Source organism: Delftia sp. DS1230 (assembly GCF_040112715.1).
In the GTDB taxonomy this organism is placed as follows: Bacteria; Pseudomonadota; Gammaproteobacteria; order Burkholderiales; family Burkholderiaceae_C; genus Comamonas; species Comamonas tsuruhatensis.
Genome location: NZ_CP157763.1, coordinates 569,515 through 588,099, shown reverse-complemented (window position 1 = coordinate 588,099; position 18,585 = coordinate 569,515). Strand labels below are relative to the sequence as shown.

At 68.7% G+C, this 18,585-nt stretch carries 18 protein-coding genes; 3 read left to right on the top strand and 15 right to left on the bottom strand.

What is annotated here, in order from left to right; all coding sequences use genetic code 11:
- Positions 1–34 precede the first annotated feature (34 nt).
- The 6 genes from AAN986_RS02675 to AAN986_RS02650 all read right to left on the bottom strand — a co-directional run bounded on the left by AAN986_RS02675 (position 35) and on the right by AAN986_RS02650 (position 5,640).
- Positions 35–1,186 carry an ABC transporter substrate-binding protein gene (locus AAN986_RS02675; protein WP_016454722.1) on the bottom strand — a complete coding sequence of 384 codons (1,152 nt, stop codon included), beginning with the start codon at positions 1,184–1,186 and terminating at the stop codon, positions 35–37.
- A 36-nt stretch (positions 1,187–1,222) separates the two neighbouring features.
- A complete protein-coding gene (locus tag AAN986_RS02670) occupies positions 1,223–1,882 on the bottom strand; it encodes a TetR/AcrR family transcriptional regulator (protein WP_016449263.1) in 660 nt (219 codons plus the stop codon).
- A 17-nt stretch (positions 1,883–1,899) separates the two neighbouring features.
- Complete coding sequence (gene paaK, locus AAN986_RS02665) at positions 1,900–3,204, bottom strand: phenylacetate--CoA ligase PaaK (RefSeq protein WP_349335564.1); 1,305 nt, start codon at positions 3,202–3,204, stop codon at positions 1,900–1,902.
- A gap of 12 nt (positions 3,205–3,216) precedes the next feature.
- Complete coding sequence (paaI, locus tag AAN986_RS02660; RefSeq protein ID WP_043792457.1) at positions 3,217–3,684, bottom strand: hydroxyphenylacetyl-CoA thioesterase PaaI; 468 nt, start codon at positions 3,682–3,684, stop codon at positions 3,217–3,219.
- 10 nt (positions 3,685–3,694) lie between these two features.
- Positions 3,695–4,477: an enoyl-CoA hydratase-related protein gene (locus AAN986_RS02655; RefSeq protein ID WP_013800319.1), complete on the bottom strand. Its 783-nt coding sequence runs from the start codon at positions 4,475–4,477 to the stop codon at positions 3,695–3,697.
- A 167-nt stretch (positions 4,478–4,644) separates the two neighbouring features.
- Entirely contained in the window at positions 4,645–5,640 is a 996-nt protein-coding gene (locus AAN986_RS02650) for a tripartite tricarboxylate transporter substrate-binding protein (RefSeq protein ID WP_047219276.1), read from the bottom strand.
- 177 nt (positions 5,641–5,817) lie between these two features.
- On the opposite strand from AAN986_RS02650, the gene hemE reads away from it, so the two are divergent.
- The 3 genes from hemE (at position 5,818) to AAN986_RS02635 (ending at position 11,002) form a co-directional block, all read left to right on the top strand.
- Positions 5,818–6,930, top strand: a complete 1,113-nt coding sequence (hemE, locus tag AAN986_RS02645) for a uroporphyrinogen decarboxylase (RefSeq protein WP_016450383.1) — start codon at positions 5,818–5,820, stop codon at positions 6,928–6,930.
- 510 nt (positions 6,931–7,440) lie between these two features.
- On the top strand, positions 7,441–9,642 hold the full coding sequence (gene priA / locus AAN986_RS02640) for a primosomal protein N' (RefSeq protein WP_047219278.1): 2,202 nt from the start codon (positions 7,441–7,443) through the stop codon (positions 9,640–9,642).
- A 223-nt stretch (positions 9,643–9,865) separates the two neighbouring features.
- Positions 9,866–11,002: an asparaginase gene (locus AAN986_RS02635; protein ID WP_016450381.1), complete on the top strand. Its 1,137-nt coding sequence runs from the start codon at positions 9,866–9,868 to the stop codon at positions 11,000–11,002.
- A 197-nt stretch (positions 11,003–11,199) separates the two neighbouring features.
- On the opposite strand, the gene AAN986_RS02630 is transcribed toward AAN986_RS02635, so the two are convergent.
- The 9 genes from AAN986_RS02630 to AAN986_RS02590 all read right to left on the bottom strand — a co-directional run bounded on the left by AAN986_RS02630 (position 11,200) and on the right by AAN986_RS02590 (position 18,457).
- On the bottom strand, positions 11,200–12,063 hold the full coding sequence (locus AAN986_RS02630) for a ChbG/HpnK family deacetylase (protein ID WP_047219275.1): 864 nt from the start codon (positions 12,061–12,063) through the stop codon (positions 11,200–11,202).
- Positions 12,060–12,482: a GtrA family protein gene (locus tag AAN986_RS02625; protein WP_017406517.1), complete on the bottom strand. Its 423-nt coding sequence runs from the start codon at positions 12,480–12,482 to the stop codon at positions 12,060–12,062. The genes AAN986_RS02630 and AAN986_RS02625 overlap by 4 nt, the downstream gene beginning before the upstream one ends.
- 2 nt (positions 12,483–12,484) lie before the next feature.
- The gene (locus AAN986_RS02620; RefSeq protein ID WP_016454509.1) at positions 12,485–13,489 is read right to left on the bottom strand and encodes a glycosyltransferase; all 1,005 of its coding nucleotides are present in this window, start codon (positions 13,487–13,489) and stop codon (positions 12,485–12,487) included.
- Positions 13,486–15,105, bottom strand: a complete 1,620-nt coding sequence (locus tag AAN986_RS02615; RefSeq protein ID WP_047219274.1) for a glycosyltransferase family 39 protein — start codon at positions 15,103–15,105, stop codon at positions 13,486–13,488. The genes AAN986_RS02620 and AAN986_RS02615 overlap by 4 nt, the downstream gene beginning before the upstream one ends.
- 107 nt (positions 15,106–15,212) lie before the next feature.
- Positions 15,213–16,163 (bottom strand): AEC family transporter, encoded by a 951-nt coding sequence (locus AAN986_RS02610; protein WP_016450376.1) that lies wholly within the window; start codon positions 16,161–16,163, stop codon positions 15,213–15,215.
- Between the two features lie 124 nt (positions 16,164–16,287).
- The gene (locus AAN986_RS02605) at positions 16,288–16,647 is read right to left on the bottom strand and encodes a hypothetical protein (protein ID WP_016450375.1); all 360 of its coding nucleotides are present in this window, start codon (positions 16,645–16,647) and stop codon (positions 16,288–16,290) included.
- Positions 16,648–16,740: 93 nt separating this feature from the next.
- Positions 16,741–17,142 carry a hypothetical protein gene (locus AAN986_RS02600; RefSeq protein ID WP_016450374.1) on the bottom strand — a complete coding sequence of 134 codons (402 nt, stop codon included), beginning with the start codon at positions 17,140–17,142 and terminating at the stop codon, positions 16,741–16,743.
- Positions 17,139–17,702, bottom strand: a complete 564-nt coding sequence (locus tag AAN986_RS02595) for a GTPase (RefSeq protein WP_016450373.1) — start codon at positions 17,700–17,702, stop codon at positions 17,139–17,141. Before AAN986_RS02595 ends, AAN986_RS02600 begins: the two co-directional genes overlap by 4 nt.
- Positions 17,699–18,457 carry a hypothetical protein gene (locus tag AAN986_RS02590; protein ID WP_046988366.1) on the bottom strand — a complete coding sequence of 253 codons (759 nt, stop codon included), beginning with the start codon at positions 18,455–18,457 and terminating at the stop codon, positions 17,699–17,701. The genes AAN986_RS02595 and AAN986_RS02590 overlap by 4 nt, the downstream gene beginning before the upstream one ends.
- Positions 18,458–18,585: the final 128 nt, after the last annotated feature.

Sequence of the window (18,585 nt, the reverse complement as noted above, 5' to 3'; positions counted from 1 at the left end):
GCGCGGCAGCCGCTGCGGCCTCAGGCCTGCAGGTTCAGGGCTGGTACTTCCAGGTACCGTTCTCGATCTTGACCATGACGGCCGCGCGCTGGTCCAGGCCCAGGTGGTCGGTGGGCGTCATGTTGAAGATGCCGTGGGCGCCGGCCACGTCCTTGGTCTGCTCCAGCGCATCGCGCAGCGCGGCGCGGAACTCGGCCGTGCCGGGCTGGGCCTTCTTGAGCGCGGCGGGAATCGCCGCTTCGAGCACGCGGCCCGCATCCCAGGAATGCGCGCCAAAGGTCGAAGCCGTGCCCTTGCCGTTGGCGGCCTCGTAGGCCTCCACATAGGAGACGGCGGACTTCTTGACCGGATTGCTGTCGGGCAGCTGGTGGGCCACCAGCACGGGGCCGGCGGGCAGCAGCGTGCCTTCCACATCCTTGCCGCCCACGCGCAGGAAGTCGGCATTGGCCACGCCGTGGGTCTGGTAGATCTTGCCCTGGTAGCCGCGCTCCTTGAGCGACTTCTGCGGCAGTGCGGCCGGCGTGCCCGAGCCGGCGATCAGCACCGCATCGGGCTTGGCCGCCATGAGCTTGAGCGTCTGGCCCGTGACCGAGGTGTCGCTGCGCGAATAGGCCTCGGTGGCGGTGAGCTTGAGGCCCTTGGCCTCGGCCACCTTGCGGAATTCCTGCAGCCAGCTTTCTCCATAGGCGTCGTTGAAGCCGATGTAGCCCACGGTCTTGATGCCGGCCTTGGCCATGTGCTCGCCGATGGCGGCGGCCATCATGGCGTCGTGCTGGGGCGTCTTGAAGACCCAGAACTTCTTGGCATCCACGGGCTCGACGATCTTGGCCGAGGCGGCCAGCGTGATCATGGGCGTCTTGGCCTCGGAGACCACGTCCACCATGGCCAGGGAGTTGGGCGTGATGCTGGAGCCCAGGATCACGTCGACCTTGCTCTCGCTGATCAGCTTGCGCGTGTTGGCCACGGCCGCCGTGGTGTCGGAGGCGTCGTCCAGGATGATGTAGTTGACCTTCTGGCCCGCCACCGTGCGCGGCATCAGCGCCACCGTGTTCTTTTCGGGAATGCCCAGCGACGCGGCCGGCCCGGTGGCCGAGACCACCACGCCCACGTTGATGTCGGCCAGGGCCGAGCCCCACACCGTGGCCAGGGTTGCGGCCAGCAGGCCCAGTTTTGTCATGCGCTTCATGTCTGTCTCCTTTGTGTTGGATGGGGCGCGGTGCCGTCAGGCGCCACAATTTACCGTGGTAACTATTTTTTTGCCAGCGGTTTGATGCACGGGTTTGCCTGGGGTCTGCACGGCAGGCAAGCCTCCGAGGAACAGGTCGGCCACCACGGGGGCCATGGCCTCGTGGTCCAGCGTTCCGTCGGGCCGCAGCCAGGTGAACATCCAGTTCATCATCCCGAACAGCAGCATGGCCAGCGCCTTGGACAGGCCCGCGCCGTCGGCGTCCGGCCGCAGCTGGGCCACCGCCTGGGCAAAGGCCTCGACCACGGCGCGCTCCTTGCCCACCACGCGCTGGCGGTCCTCGTCCTGCAGGAAGCGCACGTCCTCGGTCAGCACGCGGTGGGCATGCCGGGCATGGGCGTACTCCTGCACGAAGCGCTCGATCAGCATGCGCAGCCGCGGCTCGGGCGGCAGGCCCATGGCCTGCACCTCGTCCACCAGGGCCTGCAGCCGCGTCATGTGGCCGTCGGTGATGTCCACCAGCAGCGCGTACTTGTCGCGGAAGTAGTGGTAGATGGTGGGCTTGGACAGGCCGCAGGCCTGGGCCACCTCGTTCATCGAAGTGCCGGGGTAGCCGCTGCGCGCGAACAGCGCGGCGGCATGGCCCAGGATCAGTTCGCGCTGGTCGTCGTATCCGGAAGATCGGCCTCGGGCCATGGGACTCCTGTGCGCGCTCAGCGGCTGCGGTGGTCGATCACGCGGCGGGCCTTGCCCACCAGGGTGCGCTCTATGGAATCGGGCCGCAGCACCTCGACCTCGGCGCTCACGCCGACCAGGGTCTTGATGCGCTGCTGCACCCACAGGGCCAGCGCCTCGGTGTCGCCCTGCGTGCCCGGCTGCATCTCGCAGCGCACGGCCAGCCGGTCCAGGTTGCCGTCGCGCGTGACCACCAGCTGGTACTGGCCCGACAGCTGGGCGTTCTGCAGCACGATCTCCTCGATCTGCGTCGGAAACAGGTTCACGCCGCGGATGATCATCATGTCGTCGCTGCGCCCCACGATCTTGCCCATGCGCCGGAAGCTGCGCGAAGTCGGCGCCAGCAGCCGCGTCAGGTCCCGCGTGCGGTAACGAATGATGGGCATGGCTTCCTTGGACAGCGACGTGAAGACCAGCTCGCCCTCGCTGCCGTCGGGCAGCACCTCGCCCGTGTCCGGGTCGATGATCTCGGGATAGAAATGGTCTTCCCAGATCACCGGCCCGTCCTTGCTTTCCACGCATTCGCTGGCCACGCCCGGGCCCATGACTTCGGACAGGCCGTAGATGTCCATGGCATCCAGCCCCGCCTTGCCCTCGATCTCGCGGCGCATGGCCTCGGTCCAGGGCTCGGCGCCGAAGATGCCGATCTTGAGCGAACTCTCGCGCGGGTCCATCCCCTGGCGCTGCATCTCCTCCACGATCACCTGCATGTAGCTGGGCGTGACCATGATGATGTCGGGCCGGAAATCCTGGATCAGCTGCACCTGCTTTTCGGTCTGCCCGCCCGACATGGGCACCACGGTGCAGCCGGCGCGCTCGGCACCGTAGTGCGCGCCCAGCCCGCCCGTGAACAGGCCATAGCCATAGGCCACATGCACCATGTCGCCGGGCCGCCCGCCCGCCGCGCGGATGGAGCGCGCCACCAGGTTCGCCCAGTTGTCGATGTCATTCAACGTGTAGCCCACCACCGTGGGCTTGCCCGTGGTGCCCGAGGAGGCATGCACGCGCGCCACCTTCTGGCGCGGCACGGCGAACATGCCGAACGGGTAGTTCTCGCGCAGGTCCTTCTTGGTAGTGAAGGGAAAGCGGGCCAGGTCGGACAGCGTGCGCAGGTCGGACGGATGCACGCCCTTTTCGTCGAAGGCGCGGCGGTAGTGCGGCACGTTGTCGTAGGCATGCTGCAGCGACCAGCGCAGGCGCTGCAGCTGCAGCGAGGCGATCTCGTCGCGGCTGGCGGTTTCGATGGGATCGAGTACGCCGGGGGCGGGGCGCTGGACAGGCATGGCTGGGTCTTTTCAGACGGGCTGGTTCAGGCCGGGCACGGTGGGCCGGCCCTTGAAGCTGTGCGAGCGGCCACGGAACAGCGCGATCACTTCCTGGCGCTGGTTGGTGACCTGCACGTCATAGACGCCGGTGCGGCCTGCACGCGAGACTTCGCGGGCCTGCGCTGTGAGCACGTCGCCGGGCCGCCCGGGCGCGACGAAGTCCACGCTCAGGCCCGAGGCCACCGTCATCTCGTTGCGCGCATTGCAGGCATAGGCAAAGGCCGTGTCGGCCAGCGCCGTGATGAAGCCGCCGTGGCAGATGTCGAAGCCATTGAGCATGTCGTCGCGCACGGCCATCTCCATGCGCGCTGCGCCGGGGGCAATGTCCGTGATGCGCAGGCCCAGGCCTTGCGCGGCGCGGTCGCGCGCCAGCATGCCGTCGCGCACCTGCTCGGCCAGTCGCTGGGCGGCCTCGCCCGGGGTGTGGTTGTCTTGCATGGCGGGCTCCTCAGCGGTCCGAGAACACGGCAGCCCGCTTGCCCAGGAAGGCGGCCACGCCCTCCTGGTAGTCGTGGGCTGCGCCCAGCTGGCCCTGCTGGCGCGCCTCGCGCGTGAGCGCATGTTCGTAGTCCAGCAGCTGGGCCGAGTCCATGGCCTCCCGCGTGCGCGCCAGGGCCCGCACCGGCATGGCGGCCAGGCGCTGCGCCAGGGCCTGGGCCTCGCTGCGCAAATCGGCATCTTCCACGCAGCGCCAGATCAGGCCGATGCGTTCGGCCTCGGCCGCAGGCAGCTTGTCGCCCAGCAGCGCAAGGCCCAGGGCGCGCGCACGGCCCACCAGGCGCGGCAGCAGCCAGGTGCCGCCGCAGTCGGGCACCAGGCCGATCTTGGCAAAGGCCTGGATGAAGCTGGCCGAGCGTGCGGCCAGCACCAGGTCGCAGGCCAGCGCGATATTGGCGCCCGCACCGGCAGCCACGCCATTGACGGCGGCCACCACGGGCACGGGCATGGACTTGAGACGCAGGCACAGCGGCTGGTAGCGGCGCTCGATCAGGTCGCCCAGGTTCTGGTCGGGCGCGGCCTCGGGGTCGGAGAGATCCTGGCCCGCGCAAAAGCCGCGCCCCGCGCCCGTGAGCACCACGCAGCGCACCGAGGCATCGCCGGCGGCCTGCTCCAGGGCCGAAAGCAGCTGCTCGTGCAGCTGCGCGTTGAAGCTGTTGAGCGCGTCGGGGCGATTGAGCACCAGGGTGCGGACGGCGTCGTGCTGCTCAACCAGAACCAGCGATGGGGGCATGGAAGTCTCCGTGGCCTGTCTGCCGTCTTTATGCGGCAGATCAAACATAATTTACCGAATGGTCGGTAAATGTTAGTCGCCAGACCCTTTCCACCACAAGCGCCCAGGCACCGAGGAAACCCTAGGCCCCATGAAAAAAGGCCCTCACGGGCCGATTTGTCGAAGGTTCAGGGCTTGAAGCCCGAGCGCTGCACCACCGGCGTCCACTGGGCGCGGTAGGCCTTGAGCATCTCGGCCGTCTGCGCGCTGCTGCTGGAGACCGGGGTCAGCCGGCTGGCCTCGAATTTCTGGCGCGTGTCGGGCTCCTTCATGATCTCCTGCACCATGCGCGACAGGCGCTCGGCAATGTCGGGCGCCATGCTCTGGGGCGCGAACAAGGTGTTCCAGCCCATGCCCGACAGGTTCAGGCCCGATTCCTTGAGCGTGGGGATGTCCGGCGCCATGGTGCTGCGGCGCTCGCCCGACACGGCCAGCACGCGGATCTTGCCGGCCTCGTGCTGGGGCAGCAGCACGTCGAAGGTGTCGATGGCCAGCGGCACCTGGCCGCCCACCAGGTCGGTCAGCAGCGGGGCCGAGCCCTTGTAGCCCACGGTTTCGGTGCGGACCTTGGCGGCCTCGCCCAGCATCAGCGAGAAGAAGTGCGGCAGGCTGCCCGTGGCCGGCACGCCCACGTTGGCCTGCTGCGGATTGGCACGCAGCCAGGCCAGCAGGTGCGACAGCTGCCTGACGGGCACGGCACTGGCCACGGCCACGCCGAATTCGTAGCGATTGACCTCGCTGACCGGGCGGAAGTCCTTGTCGGGGTCGTAGCCCGAGTCAGGGAACACCAGGGGCGCCACCAGCATCACGGCCGGGTTGGCCAGCAGCAGCGCGGGCTGGGAGGCCGGCGCGTTCTTCACATACTGGGCCGACAGGCGGCCGCCCGCGCCGGGCTTGTTCTCCACCACCACGGGCGAGCCCACGCGCGCCTGCAGCTTGTCGGCCACGATGCGCGCCACGCGGTCGGTGGCGCCACCGGGCGGGTAGCCCACGACGATGCGCAGCGGCGCCTTGCCCGGAAACAGTGACTCGGCCGCCGTGGCACTTCCAGCCAGCCCGCTGGCAGCCCAAACGGCCGAGGCCGGTGCCAGGGCCAGGATCTGGGTCAGGGTTCTTCGCTGCATCGCAAACTCTCTCCTTGCATGGACGGATTCCCGTGCGGAACGCACGCCGCACAATGTAGCGGCCTCAAAAAGCCCGTTGCCGCCGATATTGACCAGGGTTAACCCGGGGCAAGACGCCCTGCGCTGCTCGGGCATCGCGGCAACCTGGCGAAGCCGACTCGGCGACAATCGCCCACCATGAGCTTCGCCCCCCTGACCAACGACACCTTCCTGCGCGCCTGCCGGCGCCAGGCCACCGACTACACGCCGCTGTGGCTGATGCGCCAGGCGGGCCGCTATCTCCCCGAATACAAGGCCACGCGCGCCCGGGCCGGCAGCTTCATGGGCCTGGCCACCAACGTGGACTACGCCACCGAGGTCACGCTGCAGCCACTGGAGCGCTTCCCGCTGGACGCGGCCATCCTGTTCTCCGACATCCTGACCGTGCCCGACGCCATGGGCCTGGGCCTGTCCTTTGCCGAAGGCGAAGGCCCGCGCTTTGCCAAGGTGGTGCGTGACGAGGCCGCCGTGGCCGAGCTGGCCGTGCCCGACATGGACAAGCTGCGCTATGTGTTCGACGCCGTGACCAGCATCCGCCGCGCGCTCGATGGCCGCGTGCCGCTGATCGGTTTCTCGGGCAGTCCCTGGACCCTGGCCTGCTACATGGTCGAGGGCAAGGGCAGCGACGACTACCGCCTGGTCAAGAGCCTGATGTATGCGCGCCCCGACCTGATGCACCGCATCCTGGCCATCAACGCCGACAGCGTGGCCGCCTACCTCAACGCCCAGATCGATGCGGGCGCCCAGGCCGTGATGGTGTTCGACAGCTGGGGCGGCGTGCTGGCCGATGGCGCCTTCCAGGAATTCAGCCTGGCCTACACGAAGCGCGTGCTGGCCGGACTCAAGCGCACGGGCGTCGATGGGCAGGACGTGCCGCGCATCGTCTTCACCAAGGGCGGCGGCATCTGGCTGCCCGACATGAAGGACCTGGACTGCGAGGTGCTGGGCCTGGACTGGACGGCCAACCTGGCCCGCGCCCGCGCCATCGTCGGCGGCGAGGTGGGCGGACCCGGCAAGGCGCTGCAGGGCAACATCGACCCCAATGTGCTGTTCGCGCCGCCCGAGCGCGTGGCCGAGCAGGCGCGCGCCGTGCTCGACAGCTTCGGCGCCCCGCACACCGACAGGACCACCACGGGCCCCACGCACATCTTCAACCTGGGCCACGGCATCAGCCAGTTCACGCCGCCCGAGCATGTGGCCGCCCTGGTCGAGGCCGTCCACGGCCATTCGCGCGCCATGCGCCAGCGCTGAGCGCCCGCCCTGCTCCTCATCACACGCAGGACCGGATGCCAGCGCAGCGCCGGCCCCCTGCCGTGACAGCCACCGGCCCGGCTGGGCCGCGCTGTCCACAGTCCGCGCGCCCGGCCGGCGCTTGCTGCACAAGATGGCCACAGACCATCTTATGCACAGAAAAATCTGAGCGAGGTCTTAGGACTCACAGTTGTCACCCGCGCCTGCACGCGGGCGACATATCGATATAAGCCGTTGTTTTTGAAGATTTTTTTTGATAGCACCGTTTTCAGAATGCACCACTCGGAAAGGTCAGACAAATGGGGGGATGGCCATAGATCCGAATAATCCCCACAAAGTTATCCACAGAAATTGACGATATACCCAGAAACCCGTAGCCACCGCCCGGGATGTCTGGTGTAGAACGCCGCTTCCCACGCCTCGGACGCTGCCCAAGGCTTATGCTTGGCGGCTTTGTTGCCGCTGTTCGTGCCCTACGGCGCCAGCGTTTTCAGGCCCCGCTTTCTTCCCATGCCCCTTCCCGCCCATACCGTCCATGTCGCCGTCCAGACGCCGGCGCACAGCGCCGTGGGTGATCTGCTGAGCTATACCTGCGAGCAGCCGCTGGAGCCGGGCACCCTGGTGCGCGTGCCGCTGGGACGCCGGGAACTGCTGGGCGTGGTCTGGGACGCGCCGGCCCAGCCGCCCGCCGTGCCCGAAGGCGTGGAGCTGCGCGCCATCTGCGCCGTGCTGGAGGGCATCGCGCCGCTGCCGGCGGCCTGGCGGCGGCTGGTGGCCTTCGCCGCCTACTACTACCAGCGCAGCGTGGGCGAGATCGCCGTGACGGCCCTGCCGCCGCAGCTGCGCGACATGACGGCCGAGCAACTGGCGCGCCGGCTCAGGCCGACCAAGGCCGCGGCGAAGAGAGCGGCCAAGGCTGCAAAGGCGGAACAGGCGCAACCGGCGCCTGGCGCTGCGCCTGCATCAGCGCTCGCACCGGCCCCGGCCGCCGCAGACATTCCCCCCATCGTCCTCAGCGCCGAGCAGGCCGACGTCTTCACGCAGATCGCCGCCCACCCCGGCCCCTTCCTGCTCTACGGCAGCACGGGCAGCGGCAAGACCGAGGTCTACCTGAGGACCACCCAGGCCGCGCTGGATGCCGACCCCGGCGCCCAGGTGCTGGTGATGGTGCCCGAGATCAACCTCACGCCCCAGCTGGAGCAGCGCTTCCTGGCGCGCTTTGCGCCGCAGTACGGCGCGGCCTGCGTGGTCAGCATGCACAGCGGCATGACCAACCCGCAGCGGCTCAAGAGCTGGCTGGCGGCACACACGGGCACGGCGCGCATCGTGCTGGGCACGCGCATGTCGGTGTTCGCCAGCCTGCCGGGGCTGTCGCTGATCGTGGTGGACGAGGAGCACGACGCCAGCTACAAGCAGCAGGAAGGCGCACGCTACTCGGCGCGCGACCTGGCCATCTGGCGCGGGCGCGATACCGGCGCCAAGGTCATCCTGGGCAGCGCCACCCCCTCGCTGGAGAGCTGGCACGCCAGCCGCCCGCCCAATGCCGAAGAGCCGCAGGGCGGCCGCTACCTGCGCCTGCACATGCCCAGCCGCATCGGCGCGGCCGCCCTGCCGCGCGTGCGCCTGGTGGACATGGGCCAGCAGCCGCGCAAGGCCGTGTTCTCGCCGCCGCTGATCGATGCCATCACCGAGCGTGTGCAGCGCGGCGAGCAAAGCCTGGTGCTGCTCAACCGCCGCGGCTTCGCGCCCGTGCTGTTCTGCGCCGACTGCGGCTGGAAAAGCGACTGCCCGCACTGCAGTGCCCACCAGGTCTTCCACAAGGCCGACCGCACGCTGCGCTGCCACCACTGCGGCTACACCCAGCGCGTGCCCATGGCCTGCCCCGGCTGCGGCAATCCCGACATCCTGCCGCTGGGCAAGGGCACGGAGCAGCTGGAGGAAGAACTGGCCCGCCTGCTGCGCAACGTGCAGCGCCCCGACCGCGAGCCCGCCCGCGTGGCGCGCATCGACGCCGACACCACGCGCGCCAAGGGCGCGCTGGAGGAGCAGCTGGCCCAGGTGCATGCCGGCGACATCGATGTGCTGGTCGGCACCCAGATGGTGGCCAAGGGCCATGACTTCCGGCGTATCACCCTGGTGGCCGCCGTCCAGCCCGACAGCGCGCTGTTTTCCAGCGACTACCGCGCGCCCGAACGCCTGTTCAGCCTGCTGATGCAGGCGGCCGGCCGCGCAGGGCGCGACGCGCACTACGTGGCCGCCCAGGGCAGCCATCCGGAGATGTGGATACAGACGCACGACCCGTCCCATCCCGTCTACACCGCGCTGCGCTCGCACGACTACCCTGCCTTTGCGGCGCGCCAGCTGCGCGAGCGGCGCGATGCGGGCATGCCGCCGTTTGCCTTCCAGGCCATCGTGCGGGCCGATGCGCGCAGCCAGGAGGCCGCCCAGGCCTTTCTGGCCGCCGCCGCCCAAGCCGCGCGCCAGGCCGGCCTGCCCCATGTGGACGATGTGTTTCTCTACCCGCCCATTCCCATGTCCGTCCAGCGCGTGGCCAATGTGGAGCGGGCGCAGATGCTGATCGAGTCGGCCCAGCGGCCCGCCCTGCTGCGCTTTCTCTGGGCCTGGCAGGCGCATCTGCACTGGATCAGGGCACAGCCCGAGCACCGCGCCCTGGTGCGCTGGCTGGTAGACGTGGACCCGCTGGCCATCTGAACGTGGCACAGCCTCTGGAACGGCCCCAAAAAACCTCAAGCCTTTCAGGCCTTTGGTGCAATCCCACAAAGCGTTCACCGCTCCTTTTTCGGAAGCGCTTTTAGCGCATCCGCCGCACGACTCCCATCGGGATTTGCGCTGATGCAGGCGGGGCATGTTTATTGCATCGTGCCGCATTCAGCCCACAAGGCTGGATCATTCAATGCCTTTCCAGGAGCGATACATGCCGTTCACCCCCTTCCGTATGACCTTGATGGCCGTCGCGCTTGCGCTGGCAGGCTGCGCGTCCCAGCCCGGCGCCAGCCAGGCCCCCGCAGCCGCAGCGCCCGCCACGGCGACCGCCCCTGCACCCGCTCCCGCCGCACAGGCCGGCAAGCCCAACGTGGTCGTCCTGGCCACGGGCGGCACCATTGCCGGCGCGGGCGCCAGCGCCGTCAACAGCGCCACCTACACGGCCGCCAAGGTCCCCGTGGACAAGCTGCTGGCCGGCCTGCCCGAGCTGAGCAACATCGCCAACGTCTCTGGCGAGCAGGTCTTCCAGATCGCCTCCGAAAGCTTCACCAACAAGGAACTGCTGACGCTGGCACGCCGCGTCAACGAGCTGGCCAAGCAGCCCGGCGTGGACGGCATCGTCGTCACCCACGGCACGGACACGCTGGAGGAGACCGGCTACTTCCTGAACCTGGTGGTGCCCACCGACAAGCCCATCGTCATGGTCGGCTCCATGCGCCCCGGCACGGCCATCTCGGCCGACGGCGCGCTGAACCTGCTGGGCGCCGTGGCCACGGCCGCCTCCAAGGACTCGGCGGGCAAGGGCGTGCTGGTCAGCATGAACGACAACATCGACTCCGCGCGCGATGTGGCCAAGCTCACCAACATCAAGACCAATGCCTTCTCCAGCCAGTGGGGCCCGCTGGGCATGGTGGTCGAGGGCAAGACCTACTGGTTCCGCGCCCCCGTCAAGCGCCACACCAGGGGCAGCGAGTTCAACATCGAGCAGATCACCGACCTGCCCGCCGTGGACATCGTCTATGGCTACGGCAACGTGCCGGCCACGGCCATCGACGCGCTGGGCAAGGCCGGCGTCAAGGCCATCGTGCACGCCGGCACGGGCAACGGCTCGGTGGCCGACCGCATCGTGCCCAAGCTCAATGAACTGCGCCAAAAGGGCGTGATCGTGGTGCGCAGCTCGCGCGTGCCGGCCGGCTTCGTGCTGCGCAACGCCGAGCAGCCCGACGACAAGTACGACTGGGTCGTCGCCCATGACCTGAACCCGCAGAAGGCCCGCCTGCTGGCCGCCGTGGCCCTGACCAAGACGCAGGACACGAAGCAGCTGCAGCGCATCTTCTGGGAGTACTGATAGCACCCCCTGAGGCGCTGGCGCGCCTTCCCCCCGTGGCACGGCGCCTCTCTACCCGCTTCGCGGGGGAGGGGGACGACAGCCTCGCTGCGGGGCGGCCCTTGCTTGCTGTCCCTTGCTTTGGGCCTCGTCGGTTTTTTGCGCTGCGCCCACATGGCCCGGTCCATTTTTGGCCGGGCCTTTTCTATTGCTGCTTCTTAGTTCGTTGTGAACAGCGGGGTGAGGGGGCCTTGGGCGATGTGGCAGTGCGCTTGTTCGAGGGCCTGGGCGAAGGCGTCGGAGCGCAGGTAGGCGTATTCGACGGCGCGCTGGGCGCCTATGGCGTCGCCCTGGACGGGGGCGGTGGCGGGGTGGCACATCATGAGGCTGCCGGGCTGCAGCTGGGCCAGCCATTGGGCCATGTGGCGGCCATAGCCTTCGGGCGTGGGCTGGTCGAAGGCGTAGACGCCGCCGAAGCCGTGGTTGAGCGGCACGCCCTGGCGGCGCAGGCGGCGGGTGGTGGTCCAGCCGCCCAGCAGGGCGATGATGGCGGCCTTGGGGTCGCGCCAGAGCTGGCCGGCCGGGGTGGTGGAGCGGACCCAGGGCAGGTCGTCGGCGTTGTCGCCATAGCGCTGGCGCAATTCCTGCACCAGCGCGGCGCGCACGCCGGGAAGCTGGTGCACGTGCTGGTGGCCGTCGATGAAGTCGGGGGCCATGCCCAGCGCGTCCTCGAAGGCGTCGAGCTGGCGGCGCCAGGCGTCGCGCATGGCGGCGCTGCCCAGCCGTCCTGCGTAGGCGCGCGCAATCACCGCCCCTATGCCGGAGGAGGGCTGCAGGCCATGGCCTTCGGTCAGGTTGAAGTGCAGGCCCAGCGACAGGCGCGGGCGCAGCGCGGGCAGGCGCCTGGCCGCCTGCCTCCAGTGCGGCGAGGTGGTCATGCAGCTGGTGGCCGACAGCCGGCCCTGCAGCGTGAGCTGCTCCACGGCTTCATCGACCAGGGGGTGCAGCGCATAGTCGTCGGCGCACAGGACGACGGTTCTGGCCGGGGACTTCTCCCCGTTTATGGCAGGCATGGTGTTCATGGGGATTCCTTGCGTCCGGGGGCCGCAAAGGCCCAGAACTTGGCCAGGACGAAGGTGCCCACCGCCACCAGCACCAGCACCAGGGCCAGGCTCCAGAAATAGTGCCAGTGCAGCCAGTGCAGGGCCGCCCAGTACAGCAGCTCATTGGCCACGAAGGAGACGCAGGCCACGGCGAAGTATTTGGCCACCACGGCCCGGCCACGCGCCTGGGTCTGCACGAAGGTGAACAGCGCATGGCCGTTGTAGCTGACCACGAAGGCCACGAGAAAGGCCAGCACATTCGCATGCAGCGGCGCCATGCCCGCCAGCTGCACCAGCAGGGCGACCACGGCCAGGTGCGTGGCGGCCGCGCAGCCGCCCACCAGCACGAACTGCAGCGCCTGCGGCAGGCGGCGCAGCTGCGCGATCACATCGTGCATGGCTACTCCCGCGGCGCCAGCGGGCTGCGGTCCTCGTCGCGCGCCAGCAGATAGGTGGGACGGCGCTTGACCTCGTCATAGATCCGGCCGATGTACTCGCCCAGGATGCCGATGGACATCAGCTGCACGCCCGAGAACAGCATGATGCTGGCCGCCAGCGTAGGCCAGCCGTCCAGCGGGTTGCCGAAGATCAGCGTCTCCATGGTGATCCACAGCCCGTAGAGCAGGGCCGCCAGCGAGATCATCCCGCCCACGATGCTCCACACGCGCAGCGGCAAGGTGGTGAACGAGGTCAGCCCCAGCAGGGCCAGCGAGCCCAGGCGCCGGAAATTGAAGCTGGACGCCCCGGCCGTGCGGTCGGCCGGCACGAACGGCAGTGCCGCCGCCTTGAAGCCCACCCAGGCGTACAGGCCCTTCATGAACCGGTGGCTCTCGGGCAGTGCCTTGAGCGCGTCGGCCACGCAGCGGTCCAGCCAGCGGAAGTCGCCGGCATTGGGCGGGATCTTCACCAGGTTGCCGGCATTCATGAGCCGGTAGAACAGATTGGTGCCCACGCGCTTGGCGCCGCTTTCGGCGCCCCGGTCGGCGATCACGCCATAGACCATGTCGTAGCCGGACTGCCACAGCTCGCACATCTGGGGCAGCATCTGCAGCGGATGCTGGAAGTCGGCGTCGATCAGCACCACGGCATTGCCGCGCGCATGGTCTATGCCGGCCGACAGGGCCGCCTCCTTGCCGAAGTTGCGAGACAGCGCCAGGTAGCGCACGGGCAGCTCCTGCGCCATGCGCAGCGCGATCTCGTGCGTGGCGTCGCGGCTGCCATCGTTGACGACGATCAGCTCGTAGTCGGGCGTCAGCGTGCGCACGGTCGCGTCCAGGGCGCGCAGGAACGCCTCCAGGTTGCCCTCTTCATTGTGGGCCGGCACCACGCAGCTCAGCCGCAGCGGCGCGCGCGGCAGCATTCCCTTGGGAGCGGCCGGAGCAATGTCAGCATGCAATTCGGTCATAGGCCAGCATTGTCAGCGGGCTGGCTGCCCGCGCGCGGCAACACATCAAAAACCGCATACGCATAAGGTGTGGGCACAGGAAAACGCCAGCCCGAGCGTTGCAGCGTGAGCACACGCGGCTCCTGCGGCAGGCCCAGCTTCGCCAGCCAGGCCTGCGCCTGCCGCTCGCAATCGCGCGATTTCGCGGTCGGCCCGGGCTCGCCGGCCACGGGGCCGCGCGGACACAGCAGCAGGCCGGGCTGGCGGCGCCAGTCCGCCAGCGCCAGCACACGCGCATATTCGCTGTCGGGCAGGCCGGGGATGGTGCGCAGATGCGGCTGTGCATAGAAGGAGAGCATGGCGTTTTCCGCCCAGTCGCCGCCCACCCACTGCAGCGGCTGCTCCGGGTGGCGCTGGTTCCAGGACAGCACGATGGCCTGGGCCGCATCGGCCGCGGGCCGGTAGTAGTCGGAACTGCTCTTGCGCGCATTGCCCCAACCCGCGGCCACGCCAATCACCAGCACCACGGCCAGGCTCGGCCACCAGGCGCGGCGCAGCGCGGCCAGGGCGGCCTGCGTCGCGGCAGGCGCCTCGGCGTCCAGGTTGCGCAGCCACAGCAGCACGAAGGCATAGCCGATGGGAATGGCCCAGGGCGTGGACAGCTCCACCACGCCGGTGGCGCCAAAGCCCAGCGTCGTCAGCCAGGGCATGAGGGCCAGCCAGAACAAGGTGTCGCCCCGCCCCTGCCAGGCCCAGCTGCGGCGCAGAAAGCGCGCACTCCAGCGCAGCCAGCCACCGCCTTGCTGGCGGGCCTGCATGAAGCCATACACCAGGCACACGGCCAGCCAGGCCGGCAGCCAGTAGAAGATGGGCGCCAGCGCAAAGCGCAGCACATAGCCCCACACCACCTGCCCGCCGCCCTGGTCCATGGCATAGCCCAGCGTCACCCACTGGTGGTGGGCAATCCAGGCCACATGCGGCGCCAGCGCCAGGCCAAAGGCTGCCAGCGCCACATAAGGCCTGGGAGTGAGCAGCCACTGGCGACCTTCGCGAACCAGGAGGATGGGCAGCAGAAAACCGGCCAGGAACACGCCGCTGTAGTACTTGCTGAGCATGCAGGCGGCCGAGACCACGCCCAGCGCCACGCTGAAGGCCAGGCCCCGCACACCCTTTTCCTGCCAGCTGGCCAGCAGCAGGGCCGCCGCCCAGGGCCACAGGGACAGCAGCTGGCTGTTGGCGTTGAACTTGCCGGCCAGCGTCGTATACGGGAAGCACCACAGCAGCAGCAGCGCCCCCAGCGGCGCCAGGCGCGCCAGCCCCAGGCGCCGGCCCAGCACATAGACACCCCACAGGCCCACGCCCACATTGGCATAGGACAGCAGGCGGTAGAAGGCGTCGTTCTGCGGAAACACCATGAACCACAGGCCGACCACCCAGGCGAAGAACGGCGGGTGCTTGTGCGTGCCCAGCTGCAGCGGCTGGGACCAGGCATAGTTCTCCAGCATGTCGTGGTAGCCGTCCAGGTTGCCATTGGCCAGCCAGGACACCAGGGCCCAGAGCAGGCAGGCCAGCGTCACCATCCAGAGCAGGCCCGCGCCCGTGGGGGCGCCGGCCGGGGCAGAGGGGGAGGGTTTCATGCAATCCCGTCGAGGTGGTGAAAAAACATGGGCGCGATTGTAGAGAGCGCCAGCCTGCCGACAGGCCTGGACTGTCCGGGCCTGCCAGGCCTGCCGCTCGGACCTGCTCAGGTCATCAACGCCACGGCGCCCGAGAAGCTCAGGAAGGCCAGCACCGTGGACACCAGGATGATGCGGGCCACCCGCCCGCCATGCGCACCGAAGCGCTCGGTCAGCAGCGAGACATTGCTGGCGCTGGGCAGTGCGGCCAGCAGCACCAGGGCCACGAAGGCCTCCTCACCCAGCGGCAGGCCCAGCGCCATGGCCGCGCGGGCCACGGCCCAGACCAGCAACGGATGGACCAGCAGCTTGGCCAGCGCGATGGGCACGTAGTCGCGCGCGGCCACGCGCTCATGGCTGTTCATCTGCGAGCGCGCCAGCACGGCGCCTATGGTGAACAGCGCCACGGGCGAGGCCGCGCCCGCCAGCATGGCCACGGTGCGGTCGATGGGGCCGGGCAGCGTCCAGCCCGCCGCCGACGCCACTGCGCCCAGCACGATGGACCAGGGCATGGGGTTGGAGGCCATGCCCGCCAGCGCGCGGCGCAATGCCACCGTCACACCGTGCCCGCCCGGCATTCCGAGGCGCGACAGCGCAATGCACAGCGAGGTGGTCACCACCATGTCGATGGCCATGGTGACGATGACCGGGCCCGCCGCACGCTCACCCAGCAGCGCCACCAGCATGGGCACGCCCATGAAGCCGGTATTGGGGAAGGCGGCCACCAGCGCGCCGAAGGCCGCATCGTTCCAGCCCACGCGCCGCAGCGTGAGCGCCACGGTGGCGCCCACCATCAGCAGCGCGCACAGCAGGTAGACCACGGAGACGCCCACATCCAGCAGTTGCGCGATCGGCGTCTGCGCGCCAAAGCGAAACAGCATGCAGGGCAGCGCGAAATACAGCACGAAGGCGTTGAGCCCCGGTATCGCCGCCTGCGGCAGCACGCCACGCCAGGTGGCTGCGAAGCCGCAGGCCACGAGAGCGAAGAAGGGGAAGGTGATCAGCAGGACGGACAGCACGCGGCGATTCTGGCAGCAAGCCGGCGCGTACGCTGCGCGCCCGTGGCGCACCGGTGACGGCGGGCGAAAAAAAACCTGCCGGAATCCGTCTCCGGCAGGTCTGGCGGCAAGAGCGCGGGCGCTCTCAGAGTGCCAGGTCCTTTTCGATCTCCTGCACCTTGCGGCGGGCCAGCGCCAGGTTGGAGCGGCTCTTGTCCAGCACCAGGTAGAAGAACACGCCTTCATGGGCGGCCACGGGCCGGATGACGTGGTACTGGTGGGTCAGGGTGATCAGGATGTCGTCGATGGCATCGTCCAGCTTGAGCATGCGCATGGTCTTGAGCTTGGCGCGCACCACCTCCGTGTTGCCGGCGGCCGCCAGCTCCATGTCGAGGCCGGAGCCCGCGCTGCCCATCAGCATGCCGCTGGTGCTGTCCACCAGGGCTGCGCACAGGGCGCCATCGATGCCCAGCAGGCCGTTCAGAGAATCATGTATCGAAGCCATATGCCACCTCTTTCAAATAGCAAGGGCAGGCGATGCGATGGACTCATCGCGCCCGCTCCTCGGGGGAGAAAACTCTTGAATCGGATACGGGGGTCAGAGACGGGACAGATCGCCGGCCACTTCGCCCGCGGCCCACAGCGCACGTCCCAGCAAGGCGCTTTGATCGACCACCATGCACAGGATGGCCGGGTGGCTGCCGCCCACGGCCTGGAAAAGGACGGTACCCAGTTCGGTCTCGAAGGTCAGGCGGTGGCAGGACTTGTGGCCTATCTCGGCGGCCACGGCCTTTGCCATGGCCATCAGCGAGCCCGCCATGGCAGACAGGCGCTCCGTCGGCAGCTCGCTCTTGACCCGCAGGGCCGTGATCTCGAAACCATCGGGCGTGCACAGCAAGGCGATATGCACGCCCTCGAGAGGCGCCACCACGCGATTGAGTGCAACTTGGCCAGCTTCGATCACGGTGGAGGAAATCTGGGGATGCGTTGGTGTCTTCATGCCTGACTTTGCAAGGAAAGCAAGGAAACGAGCACCCCCAGCGCATCCAGCAACTGCTGCCGGTCACGGGGGTCCGCCTGGATGACAGGCACTATACCGCGACCTCGATCGGCCAAGGCGGTGCTGAACGCCTCCTGCTGTTGTTCGCTGGCGTCACGGCAACTGAGCAGCAGCACCTGGGGTTCGACCTCCAGGGTGGCGATCTCGGACAGGAGCTGCGCGGCATAGTCCGGCGCCGAGGCATCGCCCACATCCACCATCAGCAGCACGCCCACCGAAGCATTGAGCACCCAGCGGCGCACGAAGTCGAAGCGGTCCTGGCCCGGGCTGCCCACCAGCTGCAGCCGCATTCCCTCGCCCAGATCGATCTCGCCGAACTCCGCGCCCACGGTGGTGAACTCCTTGGAATGGGCGGCCCGGTCGAGATTGGGCACATCCGTTGCGGCCATCAGCGCTCCGCACAGGCTGCGCAGCGCCGTGGTCTTGCCGATGCCCATGGGGCCGATCAGGCTCACCCGCACCAATCCCGCACCGGGCTGGTCGCTCATCCACATGCTCATGCCTGCCCTCCGCGGCGTATCCAGCCGGTCAGCCGCTGCACCCACTGGCGCGACAGGCCTGGCGCCACGGCAGTGGCAGCCCCGTGCGCCTGCGCGCGGTGGCCGCCCAGCGGCGTCGGATCGTCCGCACGGGCCGGCCTCAGGCTGCAATCGAGCGTGCCGCGCAGCCGGGGGTGGCGCAGCAGTTCGGCCACGGCGGCAGGCTCCATGCCGCTGTGCTCGCACAGTGTGGCCACATCCATCGGGCCACGGCACAGCATGGCCAGGGCCCGCAGGGATTCGGCACTGTTCCAGGGCGCGGGCAGCGCCACCCATGCCTTGAGCCGGAATTGATAGCGGCAGCCCTCAGCCTGCTGCCGAAGGTCATCCAGGGCGCGCACCAGGGTCTGCGAGGACGCCACCTGCTGGCGCACCGTCCAGTCCATGAGAAAGACGGCGGCCCGGTCCAGCATGTCGATCAGGTCGGAGAGCGTGAAATCCAGATCCAGATAGGTGGCCAGGCGCTGGGGCGTGCGTTCCAGGTGCTGCCCCTGGGGCACACCGCCCACATAGACCACGCAAGGCAGCCATCCGGCCGCCTCGGGCACGGGCAGGCTGCCGTCCACCACCAGCACCTGGGCGCTGACCAGGGGCACCTGCCGCCAGCCGCGCAGCGACTTGCGGGACGCCACGGCAAACAATGTCTCAAAACGCTGCTTGAGCAGCGGCGACCACAGCTCGGCAGCCAGGCCAATCTCATCGGTAGTGCGAGCCAACTTCAACGCCTCCCCGGATAGCAGCGGGAAATGAACAGATCGAGGTCGCCTGGAGCAAATATAGGCGAGCACTGATATTTTCGATAGTTTTCGCTCAACGATCAAAACCATCAATGTGAACTTTTCTA

What these genes read in the sequence shown, in the direction of transcription:
- AAN986_RS02675 (WP_016454722.1), bottom strand. Translation starts at nt 1,186, where the DNA reads ATGAAGCGCATGACAAAACTGGGCCTGCTGGCCGCAACCCTGGCCACG.
- AAN986_RS02670 (WP_016449263.1), bottom strand. Translation starts at nt 1,882, where the DNA reads ATGGCCCGAGGCCGATCTTCCGGATACGACGACCAGCGCGAACTGATC.
- paaK (WP_349335564.1), bottom strand. Translation starts at nt 3,204, where the DNA reads ATGCCTGTCCAGCGCCCCGCCCCCGGCGTACTCGATCCCATCGAAACC.
- paaI (WP_043792457.1), bottom strand. Translation starts at nt 3,684, where the DNA reads ATGCAAGACAACCACACCCCGGGCGAGGCCGCCCAGCGACTGGCCGAG.
- AAN986_RS02655 (WP_013800319.1), bottom strand. Translation starts at nt 4,477, where the DNA reads ATGCCCCCATCGCTGGTTCTGGTTGAGCAGCACGACGCCGTCCGCACC.
- AAN986_RS02650 (WP_047219276.1), bottom strand. Translation starts at nt 5,640, where the DNA reads ATGCAGCGAAGAACCCTGACCCAGATCCTGGCCCTGGCACCGGCCTCG.
- hemE (WP_016450383.1), top strand. Translation starts at nt 5,818, where the DNA reads ATGAGCTTCGCCCCCCTGACCAACGACACCTTCCTGCGCGCCTGCCGG.
- priA (WP_047219278.1), top strand. Translation starts at nt 7,441, where the DNA reads ATGCCCCTTCCCGCCCATACCGTCCATGTCGCCGTCCAGACGCCGGCG.
- AAN986_RS02635 (WP_016450381.1), top strand. Translation starts at nt 9,866, where the DNA reads ATGCCGTTCACCCCCTTCCGTATGACCTTGATGGCCGTCGCGCTTGCG.
- AAN986_RS02630 (WP_047219275.1), bottom strand. Translation starts at nt 12,063, where the DNA reads ATGAACACCATGCCTGCCATAAACGGGGAGAAGTCCCCGGCCAGAACC.
- AAN986_RS02625 (WP_017406517.1), bottom strand. Translation starts at nt 12,482, where the DNA reads ATGCACGATGTGATCGCGCAGCTGCGCCGCCTGCCGCAGGCGCTGCAG.
- AAN986_RS02620 (WP_016454509.1), bottom strand. Translation starts at nt 13,489, where the DNA reads ATGACCGAATTGCATGCTGACATTGCTCCGGCCGCTCCCAAGGGAATG.
- AAN986_RS02615 (WP_047219274.1), bottom strand. Translation starts at nt 15,105, where the DNA reads ATGAAACCCTCCCCCTCTGCCCCGGCCGGCGCCCCCACGGGCGCGGGC.
- AAN986_RS02605 (WP_016450375.1), bottom strand. Translation starts at nt 16,647, where the DNA reads ATGGCTTCGATACATGATTCTCTGAACGGCCTGCTGGGCATCGATGGC.
- AAN986_RS02600 (WP_016450374.1), bottom strand. Translation starts at nt 17,142, where the DNA reads ATGAAGACACCAACGCATCCCCAGATTTCCTCCACCGTGATCGAAGCT.
- AAN986_RS02595 (WP_016450373.1), bottom strand. Translation starts at nt 17,702, where the DNA reads ATGAGCATGTGGATGAGCGACCAGCCCGGTGCGGGATTGGTGCGGGTG.